Genomic DNA, 25,431 nt, shown 5'->3' with positions numbered 1-25,431 from the left:
CGCCGGCACGACGACGCGCACGCTGGCGGCATGGACACCTCTTCGCCTGCCGCCGCCGGGCTTGCCTGGCACTTCGATCCCGAGCTGCTGCGCCGTTACGACCGGCCCGGGCCGCGTTACACCTCGTACCCGACCGCACCGCATTTCCATGACGGCTTCGGCGAGCACGACCTGCGTGCGGCCATCGCAGGCAGCAACGCGCAGGCGCTGCCGTTGTCGCTGTATGTGCACGTACCTTATTGCAGCAGCCCGTGCTTCTACTGCGGCTGCAACCGGGTCATCACCCGCGACCCGGGAAAGGGCGTGGCCTACGTGGCCCGCGTGCTCAGCGAGGCCGACCTGGTCGCGCCGTTGTTCGACGCTTCGCGCGAGGTCATCCAGCTGCATCTGGGCGGCGGCACGCCGAACTTCCTGGCCCGGGCGCAGATGCGTGAACTGATCGAGGGATTGCGCCGCCGGTTTTCCTTCAGTGACGCGCAGGACCGCGATTTCTCGATTGAACTGGATCCGCGGTTCGTCAGCCGCGACGACATTGCCGCACTCGGTGCGCTCGGCTTCAACCGGGCCAGCCTCGGCATCCAGGACTTCGACCCGGTCGTGCAGCGCGCGATCAACCGCGAGCAGGGCGTGGACGCGACCCTGGAGGTACTGCGCGCCTGTCGCGAGCACGGGCTGGCGTCGGTCAACGTCGACCTGATCTACGGGCTCCCGCACCAGACCCTGGACGGCTTTGCGCGGACCCTGGAGACGGTGCTGCGCGAGCGGCCGGACCGCCTGGCAATCTACGGGTATGCCCACCTGCCGAACCTGTTCAAGGCGCAGCGGCAGATTCCCGATGCGGCACTGCCCGGTCCGGAACAGAAGCTGGCGCTGTTGGGCCTGGCGGTGCGCCGGCTGACCCTGGCCGGCTACCAGTACATCGGCATGGACCACTTCGCGCTGCCGGGCGAGAACCTCGCGCGGGCCCAGCGCGCGGGCCACCTGCACCGCAATTTCATGGGCTACACCACCCACGCGCAGACCGACCTGGTGGGCCTGGGCGCCAGTGCGATCAGTCGCATCGGCAGCAGCTACAGCCAGAACCCGCGCGACCTGCCGGGCTGGGAAGCGGCGGTGGATGCGGGCCGCCTGCCGGTCTGGCGGGGGCTCACCCTGGGGGCGGACGACGAACTGCGCGCGGCGCTGATCAACCAGCTGATGTGCCAGGGCGAAGTGGACGGGCGGGCGATCGCGGCGCGCCATGGCGTCGATTTCGACCGGTACTTCGCCGATGCATTGGCGTCGCTGTCAGTGCTGCAGGGCGACGGCCTGGCCGACTACCGGGACGGAGTGGTCCGCGCCACCGAACGCGGCCGCCCGTTGCTGCGCCTGTTGGCCATGTGCTTCGACCGCTACCTGGCCCAACCCGAACATCCGGTCCGCTACTCGAAAGCGATCTGAACCGTTACCCGCGGAGCGTCCTCGCTCGGACATGCATCTGGTCTGGTGAATGCAAAGCGGGAATTTCATTGGAAGATTGGAATCGGAGAATCGAACAATGAGAAGCCGAGCGAATGACGATGCGATGGCCGAGCTGTACCGCAGCGATCCTGCGCTCGCGCTGGATGTCATCAACAGCATCCTGGCCGATGGAACACAGGCGGAGTTGTTGACGGTGCTGCGCCAGTTGGCGCAGGCCGTGGGCGGCGTCCAGTCGGTTGCCGAACAGGCACACCTGAATTCCACGCAGCTTTACCGGACCTTGTCGCCGAAGGGAAATCCCGCGTTGAGCAGCCTCACCGCCATCCTGAAGGCGATGGGGCTGCGCCTGGCAGTGCAACCGCTCGCTCCACCATCCCCGCTTCACGCTGCGTGACGGTCCGAGGCCTGTCGTGGTCCAGAAATGGTGCCCGGAGCCGGAATCGAACCGGCATGGGGTTGCCCCCGGCGGATTTTAAGTCCGATGCGTCTACCAGTTTCGCCATCCGGGCATGCTGGCGGGGGGAAGTGTAGCGGAAAGCCGGACCGGCGCTGCGCTAGCATGGCCCATCCCTCGCGCCTGGAACTGCTGGCCATGCTCACGCTGCATATCGGCAACAAGAACTACTCGTCGTGGTCGATGCGGCCCTGGGTAGTGATGACCCAGGTCGGCATTCCATTCCAGGAAGTGGTACTGCGCTTCGACAGCTTCGAGCCGGACTCGCAGTTCAAGCGCAGTGCCGAGGCGCTGTCGCCCTCGGGCACGGTGCCGGTGCTGGTCGATGGCGGGCGCGTGGTGTGGGATACGCTGGCGATTGCCGAATACCTGGCCGAAAGCTTTCCCGAGCACGCGTTGTGGCCGCTGGACCGCGACGACCGCGCGTTGGCGCGCAGCGCCACCGCCTCCATGCACAGTGGCTTCGGCGCGCTGCGTTCGCACTTTCCGATGAACATCGAGGCGAGGCTGCCTGACGTCGGCGCGCGGGTACTCCGCAGCCAGCCCGAGGTCGTCGCCGATCTGCAACGGCTGCACGCACTGTGGGAGCGCCTGCTGGCCCGGCACGACGGACCGCTGCTGTTCGAGCGCTTCAGCATTGCCGATGCCTTCTTCGCGCCGGTGGTGATGCGCCTGCACACCTACGCCGTGCCGGTGTCGCCGCGCGTGGACCGTTACATGCAGGACGTGCAGGCGCTGCCGGGCGTAAAGGCCTGGGTGGCGGCGGCGCTGGCCGAGCATGACTTCCGTCCGTTCGAGGAGCCCTACCGGCAGGCCCCGGACGCGCCCTGAACGGTGCGGACGCTGCTCGCCCACGCTGTCTTTACGCCCCCCGCGCTGCCGCCGTAGTCTGCGCTCAGCACTCACGCAGGGATCGGGGCGGGCATGGCAAAGGTGGCAGCAGGGGTGATGCTCGGCCTGGCGCTGGCATGGGCGGGCATGCCCTCGTCCAGCGCCCAGTCCGGTTCACCCGAGGTGGTCGACCTGGCGCCGGTGGTGGTGTCCGGCGTGCAACCGGGTCCCGGCCTGTGGCGGGTCACCGCGACCGATGGCCATGCGCTGTGGATCCTGGGCACGGTGTCGCCGTTGCCGGCCCGGCTGGAATGGCGGGCCGATGAAGTCGAGGCGGTGATCGCCCGTGCCGATGCGGTGCTCGGTGCGCCGGGTTGGACGCTGGACGCGGACGTCGGTTTCTTTGGCCGGCTGACCCTGTTGCCGTCGGCCATGAAGGCCGCCCACGATCCACAGGGACGGCGGCTGCAGGAGATTCTCCCTGCAGACCTGTATGCCCGCTGGCAGCCGTTGAAGCAGCGCTACCTGGGGCGCGGTGGCGGGGTGGAGAAGGACCGCCCGCTGGTGGCGGCCACCCGGCTGTATGCCGCGGCACTGGAGGACGTGGGGCTGAGCCCGCGTTCCGGGGTCGGTGACCAGCTGAAGAAAGCCTACAAGCGACGCGGCCTGACCCCGGTGGTGACCAAGCTGGAGATCAAGGTGGAAGACCCGCGCGCGGCGCTGAAGGAAGTGCGCGCCAGTCCGCTGGAGGATGTGACCTGCCTGCAACGCACCTTGGATGTGGTGGAGCACCAGTTACCGCTGCTGGTCGAACGCGCCAATGCCTGGGCCGTAGGCGACACTGCAGCGCTGCAGCAACTGGCGTTGAAAAGTCAGTACGACGCCTGCATCGGCGCCATTGCCAGCAGCGGGATCGGGCAGCGGCGCGGCATGACCCAGCTTGACGCGCGCGCGACGGAGAAGTGGCTGGCCGCCGCCCGTGATGGATTGGCCCGCCATGCGGTGACCTTCGCCACGGTGCCGGTGCATGCGCTGGTCGAGCCCGGCGGCTACCTCGACCGGCTGCGCCAGGACGGCTACGACGTGCAGGAGCCGTGACCTGTCTTTTGTCCCACGCGCGCTTCATGGCATAGTCATGCCGACCATACCGGGGGGGTGCCCATGGCGTTGCACGCATTCGCTTACGTCAGCGAAGCCGTCGACGGAATCGACGGGTCGGACATCGACCGCATACTTGCCGCCGCCTCGAGCTTCAACAAGGTTACCGGTGTCACCAGCGTCCTGATGTTCGACGGCCAGCGCTTCCTGCAGTACCTCGAAGGCCCCGACGATGGGATGGCCTCGGTCGAACAGCGGGTCCTCAATGCGCGCAGCCATGTGCGGATCCGCGAGCTGGCGCGTGGCGAAGTGGCGACCCGGCATTTCCCGCGCTGGACCATGGCCTCGTCACGGATCGAGCCCGCAGTGATGAGCGCGATCGTCGAAGCGGACTGGCCCGGGTTCACTGCTGCCGCGCCGGTGGACGGCCAGCGGCGGGTCGGCTTCGCGCGCCTGCTCGAGCTGTGGACCGGCGTGTCCGGTGAGCTTGAACCGGCAGCGGTCACCCTCGGATCGTGATCGGCCGGTTCGTAACAGAAAGATCACAGGGCAGCGCCTACGATGTGCCTACCAGCTGTGACCGGTCCGGGGTACGACTCCGGGGTTGTCTGAAAGGGAAGTAACCGCAGCTGGACCACTTTGTTGGCCGTCGTCCGTACTCTCCGCGGGCGGCGGCTTTGTTCTTTGTGGCGCCGCACGCCAGGCGTTAGGCTTGTCGCCTCAGTTTCCTGCCGTCGGGCCACGCATGACCCCCACATCCCCGATCTTCCCGCACGCCGCCGCCGCTGCCGCACAGGCACGCATCTGCGTGATCGGCCTGGGCTACGTGGGGCTGCCACTTACTGTCGCTTTCGGCACGCTCCAGCCGACCCTGGGCTACGACATCGACGCGACGCGGGTGGCCGAACTGCAGCAGGGGATCGACCACACCCTGGAGCTGGAAACGCACGAGCTGGCCGCCGCCACGCACGCACGTTACAGCGCCGCGCCGGCCGACCTTGCCGGGTGCAACGTCTACATCGTCACCGTGCCCACCCCGATCGACGCGCACGAACAGCCCGACCTGGGGCCGCTGCGCAGCGCCAGCATCCTCATCGGCAGCCTGCTCAAGCCGGGCGACCTGGTCATCTACGAATCCACGGTGTACCCCGGGACCACCGAGGAAGTGTGCGTGCCGCTGCTGGAAGCCGGCTCGGGCCTGCGTTTCAACCAGGATTTCCATTGCGGCTACAGCCCCGAACGGATCAACCCCGGTGACCGCCAACGGCGCCTGGCCGATATCCGCAAGATCACCTCCGGGTCCACGGAGGAGATCGCCGCGGTGGTCGACGCGTTGTACGCGCGGATCATCACTGCCGGCACCTGGCCGGCACCCTCGATCCGCGTGGCCGAAGCGGCCAAGGTGATCGAGAACATCCAGCGCGACGTCAACATCGCGCTGGTCAATGAGCTTGCGTTGATCTTCGACCGGCTCGGCATCGACACCCAGGACGTGCTGGATGCAGCCGGCAGCAAGTGGAATTTCCTGCCGTTCCGGCCCGGCCTGGTCGGCGGACACTGCATCGGCGTGGACCCGTACTACCTGCTGCACAAGTCCGAGAGCGTCGGCTACCACCCCGACCTCATCCACACCGCGCGCCAGGTCAACAACCGCGTCGGCGCGCACGTGGCACAGCGGGTGCTGGAACTGCTGCAGGCGCGTGGCCATGGCGTGGCGCAGGCGCGCGTCCTGGTACTGGGGGTGACCTTCAAGGAGAACTGCCCGGACCTGCGCAACAGCCGCGCGCTGGAACTGGCCCAGGCGCTGCAGGCCGCTGGCGCGCAGGTGCAGGTGCAGGACCCGTGGGTGGGCCCGGCCACGTTGCAGGGCAGCGCGCTGCAGTGGGTGGACGCGCCCGATCCGCAGGGCTATGACGCGGTGGTCCTGGCGGTGGCGCACGACCGTTTCCGCAGCATGGACCGTGCCGCGATCCAGGCACTGCTGCGGCCGCGCGGCGTGGTCTACGACGTGAAGTCGGTGTGGCCGCGCGAGGTGGTTGACGACCGGCTGTAGACCCGGACGGTTGTAGACTCCGGCGCATGTGTTGATTGAGGAACGCCATGCACCGGTATCTGGTCTACCTGCTCGCCATCCTTCTGCTTCCGGTCTGCCTGTGGCTGGCCACGATCTGGCCGGCCTGGTACTGGGGCGTCGGGATCACCGCGTCCATGGCGGGGCTGGGTACCTGGGACCTGCTGCAGAGACGCAGTACGTTGCGCCGCAACTATCCGGTGCTGGCGCATTTCCGTTACGGGCTGGAATCGATCGGGCCGGAGATCCGCCAGTACTTCGTGCAGAGCGACCTGGAAGACGTGCCGTTCTCGCGCCAGCAGCGTGCGCTGATCTACCAGCGCTCCAAGAATGAAATGGATGTGGTGCCGTTCGGCACGCTGCGCAGCACCTACGCGGTGGACTACGAATGGATCAATCATTCGCTGGCGCCGACCGAGGTGGCCGACCCTGATTTCCGCGTGCTGATCGGCCCCAATTGCGCCAAGCCGTACTCGGCCAGCGTGTTCAATATTTCGGCGATGAGTTTCGGTTCGCTGTCGGCCAACGCCATCCGCGCCCTCAACGAAGGCGCGCGCCGTGGCGGTTTCTACCACGACACCGGCGAAGGCTCGATCTCGCCCTATCATCGCGAGATGGGCGGCGACCTGGTCTGGGAGATCGGGTCGGGCTACTTCGGTTGCCGCGACGAGAAGGGTGGGTTCAGCGAAGAGCGCTTCATCGCCAACGCGTGCACCGACCAGGTGAAGATGATCGAGATCAAGCTGTCGCAGGGGGCCAAACCCGGCCACGGTGGGGTGCTGCCGGCAGCCAAGGTGAGCGCGGAAATCTCGGCCACGCGCGGCGTGCCGATGGGCGTGGACTGCATCTCGCCCTCGAAGCATTCGGCATTCAACACGCCGGTGGAGCTGCTGCAGTTCGTGGCACGGCTGCGTGAGCTGTCCGGTGGCAAGCCGGTCGGTTTCAAGCTGGCGATCGGGCATCCGTGGGAATGGTTCGGGATTGCCAAGGCCATGCAGGAAACCGGCCTGCTGCCGGATTTCATCGTCGTCGACGGCGCTGAAGGCGGCACCGGTGCGGCCCCTGCCGAGTTCGTCGACCATGTCGGCGTACCGATGCATGAGGCGCTGCTGCTGGTACACAACACCCTGGTAGGCCTGGATCTGCGCGACCGCATCCGGATCGGCGCGGCGGGCAAGGTCAGCAGCGCCTTCGAGATCGCGCGCACCATCGCGCTGGGCGCGGACTGGTGCAACGCCGGGCGTGGTTTCATGTTCGCGCTGGGGTGCATCCAGTCGCTGAGTTGCCACAGCGACCGCTGTCCGACCGGCATTGCCACGCAGAACCCGAACCGCTGGCGCCACCTGGATGCGGCGGACAAGGCCACGCGCGTGCACAACTACCACGAGAACACCCTGCGCGCGCTGCGTGACCTGCTGTGCGCGGCCGGCCTGCGGCATCCGGCCGAACTGGGTCCGGAGCACATCGTGCGCCGCGTCTCGCCGGTGGAGATCCGCTCCCTGGCCTCGCTGTACCGCTATCTCACCCCGGGCGAACTGCTGCGGCGGGTGCCGGACCACGCGGTCTTCCATGATTTCTGGGGTGACGCGCGCAGCGATTCGTTCCAGCCACCGGCACGCATCCAGGCCCTGCGATCCAGCAAATCGCGCTGACGCGCGATGTGCCGGATCGTCGCCCGACCAACGGTCGGGCGCTACCGGCGTGTGCCCACCGCTGCCTGGACGCAACCGTGTGCGGACCGCTGCCTGTACGCGCCGTGTGCCGACCGCTGCCTGGACGCAACCGTGTGCGGACCGGTGCCTGGACGCAACCGTGTGCCTACCGCTGCCTGGATGCTACCGGTAGGTACCGACCGTTGGTCGGTACGCCGTGTCACCGCGCGAGGTACTTCACCACGCCACGCCCGGCCCGCAGGCCGCTGGCGAAACACGCGGTCAACAGATACCCGCCGGTCGGGGCTTCCCAGTCGAGCATTTCCCCGGCGCAGAACGTGCCGGGCTGGTCGCGCAGCATCAGCGCGTCATCCAGTGCCTCCAGCCGCACGCCGCCTGCCGTGCTGATCACCTCATCGATCGGGCGCGGACGCAGCGGCGACAGTGGCAGCCGCTTCAGCGCGGCAGCAATGGCCTCGGCCGGCAGCTGGCCCGCCTCCTTGCCCAGCACCTCGAACAGCAGCGCTGATTTCACCCCGCCCAGGCCCAGCTGGCGCCGCAGGTGTTCGCCGAAACTGCGCCCCTGGCGGGGCTTGCGCAGCTTCTCCAGCAACTGCGCTTCGGTCTGGCCGGGCAGCAGGTCCAGCTGCAGCTGGGCCTGGCCGTCGCGGGCGAGGGTATCGCGCAGATCCGCGGCCAGCGCGTATACCAGGCTGCCTTCCATGCCGGTAGCGGTGATCACGCACTCGCCCTGCTGCATGTGCTCCCTCCCATCCACCCCGATCCAGTGCGCCACCACCGGTTTCAACGGCGCACCGGCCTGGCGGTCGCGGAAGTAGGGCGTCCAGTCGATGTCGAAGCCGCAGTTGGCGGCCTTGAGCGGGGCGATGTCGATGCCGCATGCGGCCAGCGGCGCCACCCAGGCCCCGTCCGAGCCCAGCTCGGGCCAGCTGCCGCCGCCCAGGGCCAGCACCACCGCATCGGCCTGCACCGTGGCGATACCGTCCGGCGTGTCGAAGCACAGCGCGCCGTCGTCCTGCCAGCCGCGCCAGCGGTGCTGCACATGGAAGCGCACGCCCTGTTCCTTCAGCCGACGCACCCAGCCACGCAGCAGTGGCGCGGCCTTGCGGTCGACCGGAAACACCCGGCCGGAGGTGCCGACGTAGGTCTCCACGCCGAACCCGAGCGCCCACGCCCGGAGCGCCGGACCGTCGAAATCGGCCAGCCACGCACCCACGTCCGTCGCGCGCTCGCGGTAGCGCGCCACGAACACGTCGTACGGATCGGAGTGGGTCAGGTTCAGGCCACCCTTGCCGGCGATCAGGAACTTGCGCCCGGGCGAGCCCTTGGCCTCGTAAAGGTCCACGGCATGGCCGGCGGCGCGCACGGTTTCGGCCGCCATCAGGCCGGCCGGACCGCCCCCGATGATCGCGACCCGACCCGGCGCGCGTACGTCGATGCTCATCGGCGGCTCAACGCGGCTTGACGTCGAGCAGTTCGACGTCGAACACCAACGAGGCATTCGGCGGAATCGGGCCGGCGCCGGAGGCGCCGTAGCCATACGCGGCGGGAATCATCAGGGTGCGCTTGCCGCCGACCCTCATGCCGGCGAAGCCTTCGTCCCAACCGCGGATCACCTGGCCCTGGCCGAGTCCGAAGCTGAACGGCTCGCCCCGATCGACCGAACTGTCGAACTTTTCACCGTGCTTGTCGGCCGCCTTCTCGTCGTACACCCAGCCGGTGTAGTGGACCACCACCGTGCTGCCGGGGGTGGCCTCGGCGCCGGTGCCGGGCTGCGTGTCGATCTTCTCGAAGGTGGCGATGCTGCCCCCCGGCGGCGGACCGGGCGGGGTGCAGGCGGCCAGCAGCGACAGCAGCGCGGGAACAAGCAGGAACTTGGGCAGACGAGCCATGGGCGGCACCGGTGGAAAACGGGGACGCAAGGGTAGCGCATCGTCGGGCGCTATCATGGGCCCATGTCGAAACTGCTGCTCAACCTGCGCAACGTCGCGGACGATGAAATCCAGGAGGTGACCGCCCTGCTGGACCGGGCCGGCATCGCCCATTACCGCACCGAGCCCAGCCCCTGGGGGATTTCCTTTGGTGGCATATGGATCCGGGACGACGCCGACCAGCCCCGGGCCAGGGCGCTGATGGGCGACTACCAGCAGGCGCGCGGCGAGCGGGTGCGCGCGGAGCGCCAGGCCGCGCTGGCCGACGGCACTGCGGAAACCTTCGGCACGCTGCTGCGGCGCCGTCCGCTCTTCGTGGTGGCGGTGCTGGCCGGCATGCTGGTGGCGGCGGCGCTGGTGCTGCTGCCGTTCGTGCTGCTGCGCTGACCGCGCGGTAAAATCGTCCGATGATCGCCAACACTGCCGCCTACCACTTCACCCCCATCGCCGACCCCGACGCGCTGTGCGCCACGCTGCTGGCGCGCGCCGAGGCGGCCGCGCTGCGCGGCACGGTGCTGGTGGCGGGGGAGGGCATCAATCTGTTCCTGGCGGGTCCGGAAGCCGGCATCGACGGGTTCTACGCCGAACTGCGCGCCGACCCGAGGTTCGCGGGCCTGCGGATCAAGACCAGCTACAGCCAGATGCAGCCGTTTGCCCGGCTCAAGGCGAAGGTGAAAGCAGAGATCATCAGCTTCCGCATCGACGACGGCCAGCCCCTGGCCTACCCGCGCGCGCCCTCGGTGGACCCGGCGACGGTGCAGCGCTGGCTGCGGCAGGGCCACGATGACGCCGGCAAGCCGGTGGTGATGCTCGATACCCGCAACACCCAGGAAATCGAATACGGCACCTTCCAGGACGCGCTGGTGCTGCCGATCACCAAGTTCACCGACCTGCCCGAGGCGCTGGCGCCGCATCGCGAGGCGCTGCGCGACAGCACCGTGGTGAGCTTCTGCACCGGCGGCATCCGCTGCGAGAAGGCCGCGCTGTGGATGCGCAACGACGGCATGGACAACGTGCTGCAGCTCGAGGGCGGCATCCTCGGCTATTTCGAAGCGGTCGGCGGCGAAGGGTATGAGGGGCGGTGTTTCGTATTCGACGAGCGCGTGGCGCTGGATCCGGAGCTGAAGCCGCTGGTGGACCTCACCCCCGGCTGATCGCGCGGGGTGGCCGGCCCTGGCCATCCCGCAGGAATCACCATTCCGCCAGCGCCCATGGTATCCGGCGGCTGCGCCCCCATCCCTGGGCAATACCCTTTGATGGAACGCGCGCATGCAACTTTCGATCCTTGATCTGGCCCCGGTCTGTGAAGGCAGCAATACCACGGCGGCCTTCGCCAACATGCTGGACCTTGCCCAGCACGCCGAAGGCTGGGGCTACCACCGCTACTGGCTGGCCGAACACCACAACATGCCCGGCATCGCCAGCGCCGCCACGGCGGTCCTGATCGGGCATGTAGCCGGTGGCACCCAGCGCATCCGGGTCGGTGCCGGCGGGATCATGCTGCCCAACCATTCGCCGCTGCAGGTGGCCGAGCAGTTCGGCACGCTGGCCTCGCTGTACCCGGACCGCATCGACCTGGGCCTGGGCCGCGCGCCGGGTACCGACCAGCCCACTGCACGGGCGCTGCGCCGCTACTTCGACAGCGCCGACCAGTTCCCGCAGGACGTGCGCGAACTGCTGCATTATTTCGAGCCGGCGCAGCCGGGGCAGGCGGTCCGCGCGGTGCCCGGTGCCGGCATTCCGGTCCCGGTGTGGCTGCTCGGCTCCAGCCTGTTCAGTGCGCGCCTGGCCGCAGCCATGGGCCTGCCGTTCGCGTTCGCCTCGCACTTCGCGCCCGACGCGATGGACGAAGCGCTGGCGGTCTATCGCCGCGAGTTCCGTCCCTCGCAGTACCTCGCCGCGCCCTACGCGGTGTTGGGCCTGAACGTGGTCGCGGCCGAAACGGAGGCCGAGGCCAAGCGCCTGTTCACCACCCAGCAGCAGAGCTTCGTCAACCTGCGCCGCGGCAAGCCGGGCTTGATTCCGCCGCCGATCGACGACATCGAAGCGTTCTGGCAGCCGCACGAGAAGCTGGGCGTCCAGAATGCGCTGGCCTGCGCGGTGGTCGGCGACCTGCGCCAGGTGAGCGAGGGCATGGCCGCGTTCGTCGCGCGCCACACGCCGGACGAGCTGCTGCTCACCGCCAACATCTACGACCACGCCGCCCGCAAGCGCTCGTTCGGCCTCGCCATGCAGGCGCACCAGGCCAACCCGCACCGGTCGTGATGACGAACGCGTCGCCACGCGTCCCGGCAAGGAGGCACCGACGCGTCTGACGGCGGCGGTCGCGCGCGCAACGGATCGCGAAGGCGGCGTGACCGTCCGGTTCACGTCGCCATGGCCGCCACCTTGGTGTGATGGGCCTCCATTTGCAGGAGTCATCCCATGGCCGATACCGATCGCCAGCAGCACATCAGACAATTGGCCGAACTGATCCGTGGCGTGGACATCGCCATGTTCACCACCACGGGCGTCGACGGGCGGCTGTACAGTCGTCCGCTGGGTACCCAGGAAGTCGAGTTCGACGGCGACCTGTGGTTCGCGGTTGCCGCCGACAGCCCGAAGGTGGCCGAGATCGCGCTGAACCCGCGTGTCAACGTGTCCTACGCCTCGCAGTCGAAGAACACCTACGTCTCGGTTGCGGGGATCGCGCGGATCGTCGATGACCGCGCCAAGATCGACGAACTGTGGTCGCCGCCGATGAAGCTGTTCTTCCCGGGCGGCAAGGACGATCCGAACCTGCGCCTGATCCACGTCAGCGCCGAATCAGCCGAATACTGGGACGGCCCGGGCACGCTGTTGGGCAAGGCCCTGAGCTTCGTGCTGTCGGCGGTGTCCGACGACCCGTCCGCGATGTCGGACAACGGCGTGGTCGATCTGCGCTGATCGTGGCCGATCCGCACCCGACCAACGGTCGGGTGCTACCCGTGATGGTCACCCGACCAACGGTCGGGTGCTACCCGTGATGGTCACCCGACCAACGGTCGGGTGCTACCTGTGATGGTCACCCGACCAACGGTCGGGTGCTACCTGTGATGGTCACCCGAGCAACCTGTGATGGTCACCCGACCAACGGTCGGGTGCTACCCGTGATGGTCACCCGACCCACCGGTGATTGTTGGAGGCCATCCGCGCGCCGCCCATGCCGGTAGGTCCCGACCGTTGGTCGGGACGCTCCTGCGCTCAGAACCAGCGCTGCACCAGCTCGCTCAGGTACTCCACCAGCTGCCCGGAGCTGAAGCTGAAGAACACCACCGCGGCGATCGCGCCGATCCAGTTGATCAGCATCAACGTGCCGTCGCGCTCCAGCAGCGCCAGCGAGAACAGCAGCAGCTGGAAACCGAACAGGTAGTTGGTGAAGGGAATGGGCAGCGACAGCAGCAGCCCGATCAGTACCAGCAGCAGCCCGGTGAAGGCGTGCGCGGCCACCGGAACCAGCAGCACCGGCCGCCGCGGTTTCAGCATGCGATCAAGGCGCCGCAACGGCCTGTCGATACGGGCAAGGAAGCGGTGCATCGTGCCACGACGGGGGCCGCGGTTGGCGATGAACCCCGGCAGCCACGGGCGGCGCAACCCGCACAGCATCTGTGCACCGATCAGGATCACCAGCGGTCCGCTGACCGCGCCGCCCAACCCCGGGATCGGGATGAAGGAGGGCAGGATCGCCACGAACAGGAACACCCCGAACGCGCTCTGCTGCAGGCCCTGCAGGATCTGCCCCAGGCGCAGGCGTTCGTCGGGATCGCCGTGGTCGAACATCGCCAGCAGCGTGCGGATGCCTTCGTTCTGGTATTCCGGCCGGCTCTGTTCCGGCGCGGGGGGCGGATCAGCCGGTGAGTTCATCGCTCTCCTCTTCGGCCAGCGCGCGCATCAGCAGCTTGTCCACGCGCGCCCCGTCCAGGTCGACGATCTCGATGCGCCAGCCGGCCCAGTCGAAGTACTCGCCGGCGTGCGGGATGCGGCCGAAGTAATGGATGCACATGCCGGCCAGCGTGTAGTAGTCGCCGTCTTCGGCATCGGGCAGTTCGGCATTGCCCATCAGTTCGCGCAGGTCTTCGATCGACAGCGAACCGTCCACCAGCAGCGAGCCGTCCTCACGGGTCACCACCAGCGCGTCCTCGTCGACGTTTTCCACCGACTGCATGCGGCCCACCACGGCGCCCATCAGATCGCTGATGGTCACCAGGCCCTGGATCTCGCCGTACTCGTCCACCACCAGCGCCATCGACTGCTGTTCCTCGCGGAAGATCTCCAGCAGCTTCATCGCATGGGTGGAATCGGAGACGTAGAGCGGATCGCGCAGCTGCTGGAACAGCGAATGATCGTCGCGCACCAGGCGGGTGACCAGGCTCTTCACTTCGAGCACGCCGACGATGTCCTGGTCGTTGCCCCGGTAGACCGGATAGCGCGAGAACTCATGCTCGCGCATGGCAGCGAAATTCTTGTCCGCATCGGCCTGGACATCCAGCCATGCGATCCGGTTGCGCGGGGTCATCAGGCTGTCGGCGGTGCGGTCGCCCAGGCGCATCACCCGGTTCATCATGTCGCGCTCATGCGCGTCGATCACGCCGGCCTCGTGGCTTTCGGCCACCAGCATGCGGATCTCCTCTTCGGTCACCGTGGCGGCTTCGTCGTTGCCGAGGCCCAACAGGCGAAGCACCAGCCGGGTGGTCCTGGACAGCAGCCAGACGAAGGGGAAGGCCAGCTTGGCCAGCCAGCTCATCGGCAGGGCGACCAGCCCGGCAATGTCTTCCGACCGGGTCAGGGCAAGGCGTTTGGGCACCAGTTCGCCGAAGATCAGCGTGACGAAGGTGATCAAGGTGACGGCCAGGCCCTTGCCGACCAGCTCGGCGTGGCCGAACCCGGGCATCAGGCCCTTGATCCAGCCGGCGATGGCCTCGCCGATGGCGTCGCCGCCCAGCAGACCGGTCAGCACGCCGATCACGGTGATGCCGATCTGCACCGTGGAGAGGAAGCTTTCGGGCTTTTCGGACAGTTCAAGCGCCTTGGCGGCACGCTTGGAGGAACCGGCCATCTGCTTCAGGCGGCTCTTGCGCGAGGTCATGACCGACATCTCGGACATGGCGAAGAACCCGTTGAGCAGGATCAGGGCGAAAACAAGCAGAATCAGTTCAAACACGGGCGTCGTCCCCGGTTGGTGGCAGGGAGGGCGTGTTCAGGCGATGGCGGCGGCTGCCTGGCCAGGTCAGGCCTGGGGGGCGCGGCGGGGGGTAAGGGTCGTCGTCCATAGAGTGCACCCGAAGGTGCCCGCGCATCTTAACAAAAGCCGGGGGGAAGGAAGCAAACAGGGTCGTTCAGGTGGCCCCTCGACGATGTGAAGACGATGGGGAGTACCCGGATTGGACATCAAACCGTCATAATTCCGCCCGGTGCCGTCCTTCCTCGACGGCGAATAGGTTTCTCAATGTTCTCTCTGCAGACCATTTTCGGCTCCGGCAAACAGTTCTACACCCTGCTGGACGAGGCTGCCCAGGCCGCCCAGGACAGCGCCAAGGCGCTGCATTCGATGCTGCGCGACGCCGACCGCCAGCCGGCGCTGGATGCCTTCAAGCTGGCCCGCCTGCGCGAACGCGCGGCCTCGGACAAGATCAGCCAGGCGCTGGTGGACAGCTTCATGACCCCCATCGAGCGCGAAGACATCGAAGCGCTGGGGTCGGCCCTGTACAAGATCCCCAAGCAGGTCGAGAAGTTCGCCGACCGCTACTCGCTGGCGACCAAGCACCTGGAGCACATCGACTTCGCGCCGCGCGCGGCGATGCTCGAGCAGGCCGCCAGCGTGGTGGTGGAGATGGTCAACGACCTGCGCCACATGAACCTGGACCGGATGACCGCGCTCAACGAGAAGCTGCGCGCGCTGGAGAACGAAGCCGACCGCCTGATGCTCGAGCTGTACCGCGACATCTATTCCGGTCGCCTGGACAACCTGCAGATGTTCCTGCTCAAGGAATTCTTCGAGATCCTGGAAAAGGCCATCGACCGTTGCCGCGAGGCCGGCGTGGTGGCGTACCAGATCGTCCTGAAGAACAGCTGACGGACGCCACAGCATGCTGACCCTCGTTCTGGTGGTGATCCTGGCCGCGCTCGTCTTCGAGTTCATCAACGGCTTCCACGACACCGCCAATTCCATCGCCACCGTGGTGGCGACCAAGGTGCTCTCGCCCGGCTGGGCGGTGATGCTGGCCGCCTTCATGAACCTCATCGGCGCGCTGACCGGCACCGCGGTGGCGCTGACCATCGCCTCGGGCCTGCTCAACACCGGCGTGGTCGACGTCACCCCGCAGGTGATCCTGTGCGCGCTGCTTGGCGGCATCATCTGGAACCTGATCACCTGGTGGAAGGGCCTTCCCTCGTCGTCGTCGCACGCGCTGATCGGCGGCCTGTGCGGCGCCGGCCTGGCCGCCGCCCACAACAACTGGGACGCGCTGATCTGGTCCGAGCGCATCGGCACCTGGGCGCAGAACAAGGGCCTGCTGTGGAAGGTGTTCCTGCCGATGATCACCTCGCCGATCGCCGGCTTCCTGCTCGGCATCGTGGTGATGCTGCTGCTGTGGGCGATCATCGCGGGCATGGCCAAGGCCGGTGGCTGGCTGGGCCGCCTGGCCCGCCCGCGCATCGTCAACGCGTTCTTCGGCAAGGCGCAGATCGTCTCGGCGGCCTACATGGGCTTCGCCCACGGCCACAACGACGCGCAGAAGACCATGGGCATCATCGCCATGACCCTGATCGGCGCCGAGGCGACCGGCGCACTGAACGACCTGCCGTCCTGGCTGGCCTTCATGCACCCGGACGCACACGCCGGTGACGGTATCGCGATGTGGATCGTGCTGACCTGCGCGGTGGTGATGGCTGCGGGTACGGCCTCGGGCGGCTGGAAGATCATCAAGACGCTGGGCCACAAGATGGTCAAGCTGCACCCGATCCACGGTTTCGCGGCGGAAACCAGCTCGGCGACGATCCTGACCCTGGCCGCGCACTTCGGCATGCCGGTCTCGACCACGCACAGCATTTCCACCGCGATCATGGGCGTGGGCTACGCCAAGAACCCGCGCTCGCTGCGCTTCGGCGTGATCGAACGCATCGTCTGGGCGTGGATCCTCACCATCCCGGCCGCCGGCGGCTGCGCCTACCTGATCCTGAAGCTGTTCGAGCTGTTCGGCTGGGCCTGATCGGGTTGGTTTGAAACGTGAAAAACCCGGCTTCGGCCGGGTTTTTTGTGTCTGCTGGCTGGTCGCTGAGAGCAGCGTTTTTGTTCTTCCGAGCCGGGGCGGCCGACGGGCAGCCCCGCCGGCCAAGCTCAGGCCAAGCGACGGTCACCGGCTGTTCGCCCAGATGCATGAAGCTGCCGGGCAGGGCCCGGCACTACGGAATTGCCTGCCACCCGCGAGAGCAAAAAAAATCCCGCCGAAGCGGGATTTTTCATCAGCAATCAGACCTCAAGCGAAGCCAGGTCGCCCTTGTTCTCAAGCCACTGCTTGCGATCGCCGGCGCGCTTCTTGGCCAGCAGCATGTCCATCAGCGCGCTGGTCTGCTCACCGTCGTCGACGGTCAGCTGCACCAGGCGGCGCGTGTCGGGATGGATCGTCGACTCGCGCAGCTGCATCGGATTCATCTCGCCCAGACCCTTGAAGCGGGTCACATTGACCTGGCCCTTGATCTTCTCGCGCTCGATCTTGTCCAGCAGCGAACGCTTTTCTTCCTCGTCCAGCGCGTAGAACACCTGCTTGCCCACGTCCACGCGGAACAGCGGCGGCATCGCCACGAACACGTGGCCGGCATCCACCAGCGCCGGGAAGTGCTTGAGGAACAGCGCCGTCAACAACGTCGCGATGTGCAGGCCGTCCGAGTCGGCGTCGGCCAGGATCACCACCTTGCCGTAGCGCAGCCCGGTGATGTCGTCCTTGCCCGGATCGCAGCCGATCGCGATCGCCAGGTTGTGGACTTCCTCCGACGCCAGCACACTGCCCGACGCCACCTCCCAGGTGTTCAGGATCTTGCCGCGCAGCGGCATGATCGCCTGGAAGTCCTTGTCGCGCGCCTGCTTGGCACTGCCGCCGGCCGAATCGCCTTCCACCAGGAACAGCTCGGTACGTGACAGGTCCTGGCTGATGCAGTCGGCCAGCTTGCCGGGCAGGGCGGGACCCTGGGTGACCTTCTTGCGCACCACCAGCTTCTCGGTTTTCAGGCGCGCACTGGCGCGCTCGATCGCCAGCTGCGCGATCGCCTCGCCCAGGGTGACATTCTGGTTCAACAACAGGCTGAAAGCGTCGTGCGCAGCGCCCTCGACGAAGCCCGCCGCCTGTCGCGACGACAGCCGTTCCTTGGTCTGGCCACTGAACTGCGGGTCGGTCATCTTCAGCGACAGCACGAACGACACCCGGTCCCACACATCTTCCGGCGCCAGCTTCACCCCGCGCGGCAGCAGGTTGCGGAAGTCGCAGAACTCGCGCAGGGCCTCGGTCAGGCCCGTGCGCAGCCCGTTGGCATGGGTGCCGTGCTGCGCCGTCGGGATCAGGTTGACATAGCTTTCCTGGACCAGTTCACCTTCCGGCAGCCACGCCACCGCCCAGTCCACCACCTCGGTGTCCTTCTTCAGCGAACCCACGAACAGCTCCGCCGGCAGCATCTCGCGCTCGCCCAGCTCGGCCTTCAGGTAGTCGCTCAGGCCGTCCTCGAAGTACCAGGTGTCCTGCTCGTCGGTGGCCTCGTCGCGCAGCTTCACGGTCAGGCCGGGGCACAGCACGGCCTTGGCGCGCAGCAGGTGGCGCAGCGCCCGCAGGTTGTACTTGGGCGTGTCGAAGTACTTCGGATCGGCCCAGAAGCGCACCCGGGTGCCGGTGTTCTTCCTGCCCACCGTCCCCACCACCTCCAGCGGGGTGGCGCGGTCGCCGTTGCGGAAGGTGATGCGGTGCTCGCTGCCTTCGCGCTTGATGTGCACTTCCACCAGGGTCGACAGCGCATTGACCACGCTCACGCCCACGCCGTGCAGGCCGCCGGAGAAGGTGTAGTTCTTGTTGCTGAATTTGCCGCCTGCATGCAGGCGGGTCAGGATCAGCTCCACGCCGGGGATTTTTTCTTCCGGGTGGATGTCTACCGGCATGCCGCGGCCGTCATCGCTGACCTCGCAGCTGCCGTCCTTGTACAGCGTGACCTCGACCGTCCGGGCATGCCCGGCCAGGGCCTCGTCCACGGCGTTGTCGATCACTTCCTGGGCCAGATGGTTCGGGCGGGCGGTGTCGGTGTACATGCCGGGGCGGCGCTTGACCGGGTCCAGGCCAGACAGGACTTCAATATCGGCGGCGTTATAGCGGGTGTTCATCGGTCTTCATAAAGCGCAAAGCGACGGCGAAGTTTGCGGTCTGGGCGGCTTTTTTGCACGCCGCACGTTCAGGGGGCGGCCGACCAGCCCGCGATAGAATGGTTCCGGTGGTGAAAGCCGGTCCCCCGGCCACGCCATCCCCAGCCATAGCGAGGAGACCCCATGAAGAAGTTGCTGACCATCGTTGCCATTGCCGCCGCCGTCGTGGCCGTGCCGCTGGCCATGGCCCAGAACGCCGGACAGGGCCAGTCCACCGCGCAGCAGGGCGAACAGGCCGAGGCCCGGGCCCAGTCCGAAGCCGACGCCAAGGCCAAGCGCCGTGCTGCCGCCACTGCCGAAATGAAGGCCAAGGGCCAGCAGGTGCCGCAGCAGGAAGAGGAAGAAGAGGCCCGGAAGAAGCGCTGACCGCGCTTCCAGGCTGCCCCGACGCCCCGGCTTGCCGGGGCGTCTTCGTTCCTGCCCCTTGGGCTTGGGCGCTCCACTCTGTAAACTATCGCTTTCCGGGAGCAGTGCGTGTCATCCATCAGCGAATGGACTGGTCTGGTCGTGCGCGACCGCCAGCAGGGTAGGCAGGAGGTGACGGTCCCATCGGCGACCGGCACGGCCCCCCCGACCTCGCAGGATGCCCCGGTGCGTGACCATTCCGCTGCCGACCGCTCCCGTCCCGATTTCCCCTTCACGTCGTCCGTCGCCCCCCGCGCCGGCGCCGTTTTCCCCTTCCTGACAGGACACCTCCAGCCATGACTCCCTTGATCTTCGTAACCGGCGGCGTGGTTTCCTCGCTTGGCAAAGGCATCGCCGCCGCCTCGCTGGCGTCCATCCTCGAAGCCCGTGGCCTGAAGGTCACGATGATGAAGCTCGACCCGTACATCAACGTCGATCCGGGCACCATGAGCCCGTTCCAGCACGGCGAGGTCTACGTCACCGACGACGGCGCCGAGACCGACCTGGACCTGGGCCACTACGAGCGTTTCGTGCGCACCCGCCTGAGCCGCAAGAACTCGGTCACCACCGGCCGCATCTACGAAAACGTGATCCGCAAGGAACGTCGCGGCGACTACCTCGGCGCCACCGTGCAGGTCATTCCGCACATCACCGATGAAATCCGCCGCTGCATGGACGAAGCCACCGAAGGCTTCGACGTGGCGCTGGTCGAGATCGGCGGCACCGTGGGCGACATCGAATCGCTGCCGTTCCTGGAAGCCATCCGCCAGGTGCGGACCGAGCGCGGCCCGGAAAAGGCGCTGTTCATGCACCTCACCCTGGTGCCGTACATCGCCGCCGCCGGCGAGCTCAAGACCAAGCCGACCCAGCACTCGGTCAAGGAGCTGCGTTCGATCGGCATCCAGCCCGACGTGCTGCTGTGCCGTTCCGAGCAGCCGGTGCCCGACTCCGAGCGCCGCAAGATCGCCCAGTTCACCAACGTCTCCGAACGTGCCGTGATCAGCGTGCCCGACGTCGACGTGCTCTACCGCATTCCGATGGGCCTGCACGCGCAGGGCCTGGACGAGATCGTCATCAACCAGCTCAAGCTCGGCGACAAGGCCGGTCCGGCCGACCTGCACGAATGGGAAGCCGCGCTGGATGCGACCCTGCACCCGGTGGACGAAGTCACCATCGCCGTGGTCGGCAAGTACGTCGACCACCAGGACGCCTACAAGTCGGTGGGCGAGGCGCTCAAGCACGGCGGCCTGCGCCAGCGCACCAGGGTCAACCTGAAGTGGCTGGAAGCGCAGGACCTGGAAGGCACTGACATGGCCGCGCTCAGGGACGTCGACGGCATCCTGGTGCCGGGTGGCTTCGGCGACCGTGGCTTCGAAGGCAAGGTGCTGACCTCGCAGTTCGCCCGTGAGCAGCAGATGCCGTACTTCGGCATCTGCTACGGCATGCAGGCCGCCGTGGTCGACTTCGCCCGCAACGTGGTCGGCCTGGACGGCGCCAACAGCACCGAGAACGACCGCCAGTCGCCGAATCCGGTGATCGGGCTGATCACCGAATGGCGCACCGCCACCGGCGATGTCGAAAAGCGCGACGACAAGAGCGACCTCGGCGGCACCATGCGCCTGGGCCTGCAGGAGCAGCGCCTGAAGCCGGGCACGCTGGCCCGTGAGCTGTACGGCAAGGACGTGGTGTCCGAGCGTCACCGCCACCGCTACGAGTTCAACAACCGCTACCGCACCCAGCTCGAAGATGCCGGGCTGGTGATCGCCGGCAAGTCGATGGACGACACGCTGGTGGAAGTGATCGAACTGTCGCGCGACCAGCACCCGTGGTTCCTGGCCTGCCAGGCCCACCCGGAATTCCTGTCCACCCCGCGCGATGGCCACCCGCTGTTCATCGGCTTCATCAGCGCCGCCCGCGAGCGAAAAGCCGCGCGTTCTGCTGCATAATCACGACGCATGTTTCACGCGCCGCCACAGGGCGGCGCCTTCCCCTTACCGACTGGAAATTGGCCCGCCATGACCGCGATCCGCAGCATCCACGCCCGTGAAATCCTCGACAGCCGTGGCAATCCCACGCTGGAAGCCGAAGTCACCCTGGAGGACGGCTCGTTCGGCCGCGCCGCCGTGCCGTCGGGTGCCTCCACCGGCACCAAGGAAGCGGTCGAGCTGCGTGATGGCGACAAGACCCGCTACCTGGGCAAGGGCGTGCGCAACGCGGTCAACAACGTCAACACCACCATCGCCTCGGCCCTGAAGGGCTTCGACGCCGCCGACCAGGAAGGCCTGGACCGTCGCCTGATCGACCTGGACGGCACCGAGAACAAGGGCCGCCTGGGCGCCAACGCGCTGCTCGGGGTGTCGATGGCCAACGCGCATGCCGTGGCGGCCTCGAAGAAGCAGGCGCTGTGGCAGTACCTGGCGCAGGGCCGCGATGTCACCCTGCCGGTGCCGATGATGAACATCATCAACGGCGGCGCGCATGCCGACAACAACGTCGACTTCCAGGAATTCATGGTGCTGCCGGTCGGCTTCACCTCGTTCTCCGAAGCGCTGCGCGCCGGCACCGAAATCTTCCATTCGCTCAAGTCGGTGCTCAAGGGCCATGGCCTGAGCACCGCAGTGGGTGACGAAGGCGGCTTCGCGCCGGACTTCCGCAGCAACGTCGAAGCGCTCGACACCATCCTCGAAGCGATCGGCAAGGCCGGTTACACCGCGGGTGAAGACGTGCTGCTGGGCCTGGACGTGGCCTCCAGCGAGTTCTACGAGAACGGCAAGTACAACCTGGTCGGCGAGAACAAGCGCCTGGGCTCGGAGCAGTTCGTCGACTTCCTGGCCGACTGGGCCGCGCAGTACCCGATCATCACGATCGAAGATGGCCTGGCCGAGAACGACTGGGCGGGCTGGAAGCTGCTCACCGACCGCATCGGCAAGCAGGTGCAGCTGGTCGGCGACGACCTGTTCGTGACCAACCCGAAGATCTTCAAGGAAGGCATCGAGTCCGGCACCGCCAACGCCATCCTGATCAAGGTCAACCAGATCGGCACCCTGACCGAAACCCTGGAAGCGATCGCGATGGCGCACAAGGCCAACTACGCGGCCGTGGTCTCGCACCGTTCGGGCGAAACCGAAGACACCACCATCGCCGACATCGCCGTGGCCACCACCGCCACCCAGATCAAGACCGGCTCGCTGTGCCGCAGCGATCGCGTGGCCAAGTACAACCAGCTGCTGCGCATCGAGGAAGCGCTCGGTGCCGGTGCGCGTTACGCCGGGCGTGACGCGTTCGTTTCGCTGAAGCGCTGACCCGCATGCGCACCTGGCGCTGGCTGCTGCTGGTGCTGGCGGTACTGCTGGCATGGCTGCAGTACCGCTTCTGGTTCGGCCCGGGCAATTCGGGAGAAGTGATGATGCTCGAAGCCCAGGTCGAAGCCCAGAAACGCGACAACGCCGGCCTGCAGCAGCGCAACGATGCGCTGGCGGCCGAGGTCAAGGACCTCAAGGAAGGCGAGGCCGCCATCGAGGAACGTGCGCGCAGCGAGCTGGGCATGATCAAGCCCGGCGAGAAGTTCTACCGCGTGGTGGAGAACGCCCCGGTGGCGCCGCCGCGTGCGCCGGCGGTGCTGGCCGACCCGGACGCGCCGCACCAGGAAGTGCCCTGATGGGCAGTGTCTGGGCGGTGGTCCCGGCCGCGGGTCGGGGTGCCCGATTCGGTGGTCCGGTGCCCAAGCAGTATCTGCTCGCGGGCGACCGGGTGCTGCTCGCACACACCCTGGAAGCGCTGCTCTCGCATCCGGTCGTGGCCGGGGTGATGGTGGTGATTGCCGACCACGACGCCGACTGGCCGGGCTGGCAGTCGCTGGCCGACAAGCCGATCCTGACCTGCACCGGCGGCGCGACCCGCGCCGCGTCGGTGCTGGCCGGGCTGCAGGCGCTGCCGGACAGCGTGCGCGCGGACGATTTCGTCCTGGTCCACGATGCGGCACGCCCGAACCTGGCCGCTGCCGACCTCGGGCGCCTGCTCGAGGTCGGCCGCAACGACCCGGTCGGGGCGATCCTGGCCGCACCCGTGCGCGACACCCTCAAGCGGGCCGGCGACGACGGCGGCATCGACGGCACCCAGCCGCGCGCACGGCTGTGGCGTGCGTTGACCCCGCAGTTGTTCCGCCGCCACCAGTTGGCGCGTGCGCTGCAGGATGCGGCAGCGGCGGGCGTGGAGGTGACCGACGACGCCATGGCAATGGAGCGGCAGGGGCTGCGCCCGTTGCTGGTCGAGGGCAGCGAGGACAACTTCAAGGTCACCACCCCGGCCGATCTGTCGCGATTCGAATTCGAGCTGTCGCGCCGCGGGACCTGAGTCCGCGCGTTGCGCCCCTGTCACCCGGCCGGGCCGTGCCCGGCCCTACCGTTGGGTTTCCACCATGAACACGCCTGCTTTCCCGCCCGTCCGCATCGGCCAGGGCTACGACGTCCACGCTTTTGGCGAGGGTGACCACATCATGCTGGGCGGGGTCCGGGTCGAGCACAGCTGCGGCGTGCTTGCGCACAGCGACGGCGACGTGATCCTGCACGCGCTGTGCGACGCCATGCTCGGCGCGTTGGCGCTGGGCGACATCGGCCAGCATTTCCCCCCGTCGGACATGCGCTGGAAGGGCGCCGACAGCAGCCGCTTCCTTGAACACTGCAACCAGCTGCTGCGCGAGCGCGGCTGGCAGGTCGGCAACACCGACGTCACCGTGATCTGCGAGCGTCCCAAGGTCGGCCCGCATGCGCTGGCCATGCGCGAACGCATTGCCGCGCTGCTGGGGATCGCGCTGGACGCGGTGAGCGTCAAGGCGACCACCTCGGAGAAGCTGGGGTTCACCGGACGCGGGGAAGGCATCGCCGCGCAGGCCGTCGTGCTGCTGGTGGCGCTGTGATTCCGTTGCCGCTGGCGTTCGGCGCGCCCTTGCTGCGCGCCGACATCCGCACCGCGCCCGAGGATTTCCAGGTCGACGAACTGCCGGCGTTCGAGCCGAGCGGGGAAGGCGAGCACCTGCTGCTGACGATCCGCAAGCGCGGCGCCAACACCGTGCATGTGGCGAAGCTGCTGGCCCGGTGGGCCGGGCTGCCGGACATGGCGGTGAGCTACGCCGGCATGAAGGATCGCCATGCCGTCACCACCCAGCGCTTCAGCGTGCACCTGCCCAAGCGCGTTGCGCCGGACATCGCGCTGCTGGCGTCGGATGAGGTCGAGGTCATCGCGTCCACCTGGCACAACCGCAAGCTGCAGCGTGGTGCGCTGGCCGGCAACCGCTTCCGGCTGGTGCTGCGGAAGGTGGAGGGCGAGGCGAAGGCGATCGACGAGCGGTTGTCGCTGATCGCCGCGCGCGGCCTGCCCAACTGGTTCGGCGAGCAGCGTTTCGGGCGCGATGGTGGCAACGTGCCGGCCGCGCTGGCGATGTTTGGTGGCCGCCGGGTGCGTCCGGACCAGCGCTCGCTGCTGCTTTCGGCGGCACGCTCGGCGCTGTTCAACCAGGTGCTGGCCGAGCGCGTGGCGCAGGGCAACTGGGACAGCCCGCTGGACGGCGAGGTGTGGATGCTGGACGGCAGCCGCAGCGTGTTCGGCCCCGAGCCGTGGACCGACCTGCTGGCCGACCGGCTGGGGCGTTTCGACATCCACCCCAGTGGCCCGTTGTGGGGCGAGGGCGAGCTGCGCAGCACGGGTGCGGCAGCGGCGCTGGAGCTGGCTGCGATCAGCGACGAACAATCCCTGCAGCTGCGCGCCGGCCTGGAAGGCGCCCGCCTGAAGCAGGAGCGCCGCGCGTTGCGCCTGCGCCCGGCCAACCTGCAGCACCGCTGGCTGGAAGCGGACGTACTGGAGCTGACCTTCGCATTGCCGCCGGGCTGCTACGCCACCGCCGTCCTGCACGAACTGGGCCCGGTAACGGACGCCGCCGTGGCAGAGCGGGGTGACGCCGAATGATGGCCGGCGCAGCCCGGGGTAGCGCCGACTGTTAGTTGTGTAAACCCAGTACGTTGTTCAGCGGGATTCTTGAAATAGGCGGCTGGTTGCCGATCCCCATGTGGGGTCGGTGCCAGTTGTAGTGGTGGAGC

Annotated in this window: 25 protein-coding genes, 1 tRNA gene and 1 pseudogene; 20 read left to right on the top strand and 7 right to left on the bottom strand. The window is 67.7% G+C overall.

Features of this window, described 5'->3' with window-relative positions; translation table 11 throughout:
* The first annotated feature begins 30 nt into the window (after positions 1 to 30).
* Complete coding sequence (hemN, locus tag ACIGII_RS08810; protein WP_399636800.1) at positions 31 to 1,440, top strand: oxygen-independent coproporphyrinogen III oxidase; 1,410 nt, start codon at positions 31 to 33, stop codon at positions 1,438 to 1,440.
* 124 nt (positions 1,441 to 1,564) lie between these two features.
* A complete protein-coding gene (locus tag ACIGII_RS08805) occupies positions 1,565 to 1,855 on the top strand; it encodes a DNA-binding protein (protein WP_399636797.1) in 291 nt (96 codons plus the stop codon).
* 28 nt (positions 1,856 to 1,883) lie between these two features.
* Here ACIGII_RS08805 and ACIGII_RS08800 read toward each other — a convergent pair.
* Positions 1,884 to 1,970, bottom strand: a tRNA-Leu gene (locus ACIGII_RS08800).
* A gap of 50 nt (positions 1,971 to 2,020) precedes the next feature.
* Between ACIGII_RS08800 and ACIGII_RS08795 the strand changes: the two genes are divergently transcribed.
* From ACIGII_RS08795 to ACIGII_RS08775, 5 genes are all read left to right on the top strand, one after another.
* Positions 2,021 to 2,746: a glutathione S-transferase family protein gene (locus tag ACIGII_RS08795; RefSeq protein ID WP_399636794.1), complete on the top strand. Its 726-nt coding sequence runs from the start codon at positions 2,021 to 2,023 to the stop codon at positions 2,744 to 2,746.
* Between the two features lie 93 nt (positions 2,747 to 2,839).
* Entirely contained in the window at positions 2,840 to 3,844 is a 1,005-nt protein-coding gene (locus ACIGII_RS08790) for a TraB/GumN family protein (RefSeq protein WP_399636791.1), read from the top strand.
* A 63-nt stretch (positions 3,845 to 3,907) separates the two neighbouring features.
* Entirely contained in the window at positions 3,908 to 4,363 is a 456-nt protein-coding gene (locus ACIGII_RS08785; protein ID WP_399636788.1) for a BLUF domain-containing protein, read from the top strand.
* A 226-nt stretch (positions 4,364 to 4,589) separates the two neighbouring features.
* Positions 4,590 to 5,897: a nucleotide sugar dehydrogenase gene (locus ACIGII_RS08780; protein WP_399636786.1), complete on the top strand. Its 1,308-nt coding sequence runs from the start codon at positions 4,590 to 4,592 to the stop codon at positions 5,895 to 5,897.
* Between the two features lie 47 nt (positions 5,898 to 5,944).
* Positions 5,945 to 7,567, top strand: coding sequence for an FMN-binding glutamate synthase family protein (locus tag ACIGII_RS08775; RefSeq protein ID WP_399636785.1), 1,623 nt, complete (start codon positions 5,945 to 5,947; stop codon positions 7,565 to 7,567).
* A gap of 220 nt (positions 7,568 to 7,787) precedes the next feature.
* Here ACIGII_RS08775 and ACIGII_RS08770 read toward each other — a convergent pair whose 3' ends face one another.
* Both ACIGII_RS08770 and ACIGII_RS08765 read right to left on the bottom strand, forming a co-directional pair.
* Positions 7,788 to 9,032, bottom strand: a complete 1,245-nt coding sequence (locus tag ACIGII_RS08770; protein ID WP_399636783.1) for a TIGR03862 family flavoprotein — start codon at positions 9,030 to 9,032, stop codon at positions 7,788 to 7,790.
* A gap of 7 nt (positions 9,033 to 9,039) precedes the next feature.
* Positions 9,040 to 9,480: an FKBP-type peptidyl-prolyl cis-trans isomerase gene (locus ACIGII_RS08765; protein ID WP_399636780.1), complete on the bottom strand. Its 441-nt coding sequence runs from the start codon at positions 9,478 to 9,480 to the stop codon at positions 9,040 to 9,042.
* A gap of 63 nt (positions 9,481 to 9,543) precedes the next feature.
* Here ACIGII_RS08765 and ACIGII_RS08760 point away from each other — a divergent pair, with 63 nt between their 5' ends.
* From ACIGII_RS08760 to ACIGII_RS08745, 4 genes are all read left to right on the top strand, one after another.
* Entirely contained in the window at positions 9,544 to 9,906 is a 363-nt protein-coding gene (locus ACIGII_RS08760; protein ID WP_399636778.1) for a DUF6164 family protein, read from the top strand.
* A gap of 20 nt (positions 9,907 to 9,926) precedes the next feature.
* On the top strand, positions 9,927 to 10,673 hold the full coding sequence (locus ACIGII_RS08755; protein WP_399636777.1) for a sulfurtransferase: 747 nt from the start codon (positions 9,927 to 9,929) through the stop codon (positions 10,671 to 10,673).
* A 115-nt stretch (positions 10,674 to 10,788) separates the two neighbouring features.
* Positions 10,789 to 11,784, top strand: a complete 996-nt coding sequence (locus ACIGII_RS08750) for an LLM class flavin-dependent oxidoreductase (protein WP_399636775.1) — start codon at positions 10,789 to 10,791, stop codon at positions 11,782 to 11,784.
* 159 nt (positions 11,785 to 11,943) lie between these two features.
* Positions 11,944 to 12,444, top strand: a complete 501-nt coding sequence (locus ACIGII_RS08745; protein WP_399636772.1) for a pyridoxamine 5'-phosphate oxidase family protein — start codon at positions 11,944 to 11,946, stop codon at positions 12,442 to 12,444.
* Between the two features lie 297 nt (positions 12,445 to 12,741).
* Here ACIGII_RS08745 and ACIGII_RS08740 read toward each other — a convergent pair whose 3' ends face one another.
* Together ACIGII_RS08740 and ACIGII_RS08735 are read right to left on the bottom strand one after the other, a co-directional pair.
* Positions 12,742 to 13,401, bottom strand: coding sequence for an exopolysaccharide biosynthesis protein (locus tag ACIGII_RS08740; RefSeq protein WP_399636770.1), 660 nt, complete (start codon positions 13,399 to 13,401; stop codon positions 12,742 to 12,744).
* On the bottom strand, positions 13,385 to 14,641 hold the full coding sequence (locus ACIGII_RS08735) for a hemolysin family protein (RefSeq protein ID WP_399637096.1): 1,257 nt from the start codon (positions 14,639 to 14,641) through the stop codon (positions 13,385 to 13,387). The genes ACIGII_RS08740 and ACIGII_RS08735 overlap by 17 nt, the downstream gene beginning before the upstream one ends.
* 342 nt (positions 14,642 to 14,983) lie before the next feature.
* Between ACIGII_RS08735 and ACIGII_RS08730 the strand changes: the two genes are divergently transcribed.
* On the top strand, positions 14,984 to 15,610 hold the full coding sequence (locus ACIGII_RS08730; RefSeq protein WP_399636768.1) for a DUF47 domain-containing protein: 627 nt from the start codon (positions 14,984 to 14,986) through the stop codon (positions 15,608 to 15,610).
* A 13-nt stretch (positions 15,611 to 15,623) separates the two neighbouring features.
* Positions 15,624 to 16,745, top strand: coding sequence for an anion permease (locus tag ACIGII_RS08725; RefSeq protein WP_399657496.1), 1,122 nt, complete (start codon positions 15,624 to 15,626; stop codon positions 16,743 to 16,745).
* Between the two features lie 260 nt (positions 16,746 to 17,005).
* Here the strand turns inward: ACIGII_RS08725 and parE are convergent, their stop codons facing one another.
* Positions 17,006 to 18,895: a DNA topoisomerase IV subunit B gene (parE, locus tag ACIGII_RS08720; protein WP_399636766.1), complete on the bottom strand. Its 1,890-nt coding sequence runs from the start codon at positions 18,893 to 18,895 to the stop codon at positions 17,006 to 17,008.
* Between the two features lie 162 nt (positions 18,896 to 19,057).
* On the opposite strand from parE, the gene ACIGII_RS08715 reads away from it, so the two are divergent.
* From ACIGII_RS08715 to truD, 7 genes are all read left to right on the top strand, one after another.
* A complete protein-coding gene (locus ACIGII_RS08715; protein WP_399636764.1) occupies positions 19,058 to 19,300 on the top strand; it encodes a hypothetical protein in 243 nt (80 codons plus the stop codon).
* Positions 19,301 to 19,635: 335 nt separating this feature from the next.
* Positions 19,636 to 21,285, top strand: a complete 1,650-nt coding sequence (locus ACIGII_RS08710) for a CTP synthase (RefSeq protein ID WP_399636762.1) — start codon at positions 19,636 to 19,638, stop codon at positions 21,283 to 21,285.
* A gap of 69 nt (positions 21,286 to 21,354) precedes the next feature.
* Positions 21,355 to 22,641 (top strand): phosphopyruvate hydratase, encoded by a 1,287-nt coding sequence (gene eno, locus ACIGII_RS08705; RefSeq protein ID WP_399636760.1) that lies wholly within the window; start codon positions 21,355 to 21,357, stop codon positions 22,639 to 22,641.
* 5 nt (positions 22,642 to 22,646) lie between these two features.
* Positions 22,647 to 22,997: a cell division protein FtsB gene (gene ftsB / locus ACIGII_RS08700; RefSeq protein WP_399636757.1), complete on the top strand. Its 351-nt coding sequence runs from the start codon at positions 22,647 to 22,649 to the stop codon at positions 22,995 to 22,997.
* Complete coding sequence (gene ispD / locus ACIGII_RS08695; protein ID WP_399637093.1) at positions 22,994 to 23,692, top strand: 2-C-methyl-D-erythritol 4-phosphate cytidylyltransferase; 699 nt, start codon at positions 22,994 to 22,996, stop codon at positions 23,690 to 23,692. The genes ftsB and ispD overlap by 4 nt, the downstream gene beginning before the upstream one ends.
* Positions 23,693 to 23,756: 64 nt before the next feature.
* A complete protein-coding gene (gene ispF, locus ACIGII_RS08690) occupies positions 23,757 to 24,254 on the top strand; it encodes a 2-C-methyl-D-erythritol 2,4-cyclodiphosphate synthase (RefSeq protein WP_399636756.1) in 498 nt (165 codons plus the stop codon).
* Positions 24,251 to 25,300 carry a tRNA pseudouridine(13) synthase TruD gene (truD, locus tag ACIGII_RS08685; RefSeq protein ID WP_399636754.1) on the top strand — a complete coding sequence of 350 codons (1,050 nt, stop codon included), beginning with the start codon at positions 24,251 to 24,253 and terminating at the stop codon, positions 25,298 to 25,300. The genes ispF and truD overlap by 4 nt, the downstream gene beginning before the upstream one ends.
* 31 nt (positions 25,301 to 25,331) lie before the next feature.
* On the opposite strand, the pseudogene ACIGII_RS08680 reads toward truD, so the two are convergent.
* Positions 25,332 to 25,431 (bottom strand): annotated as a pseudogene (locus ACIGII_RS08680) (IS481 family transposase); the annotation flags it as partial.

This window comes from Stenotrophomonas sp. NPDC077420, from assembly GCF_044543385.1.
In the GTDB taxonomy this organism is placed as follows: Bacteria; Pseudomonadota; Gammaproteobacteria; order Xanthomonadales; family Xanthomonadaceae; genus Stenotrophomonas.
Note: the sequence above shows the minus strand (reverse complement) of the source record. Positions and strands in the feature narration are given on the sequence as shown.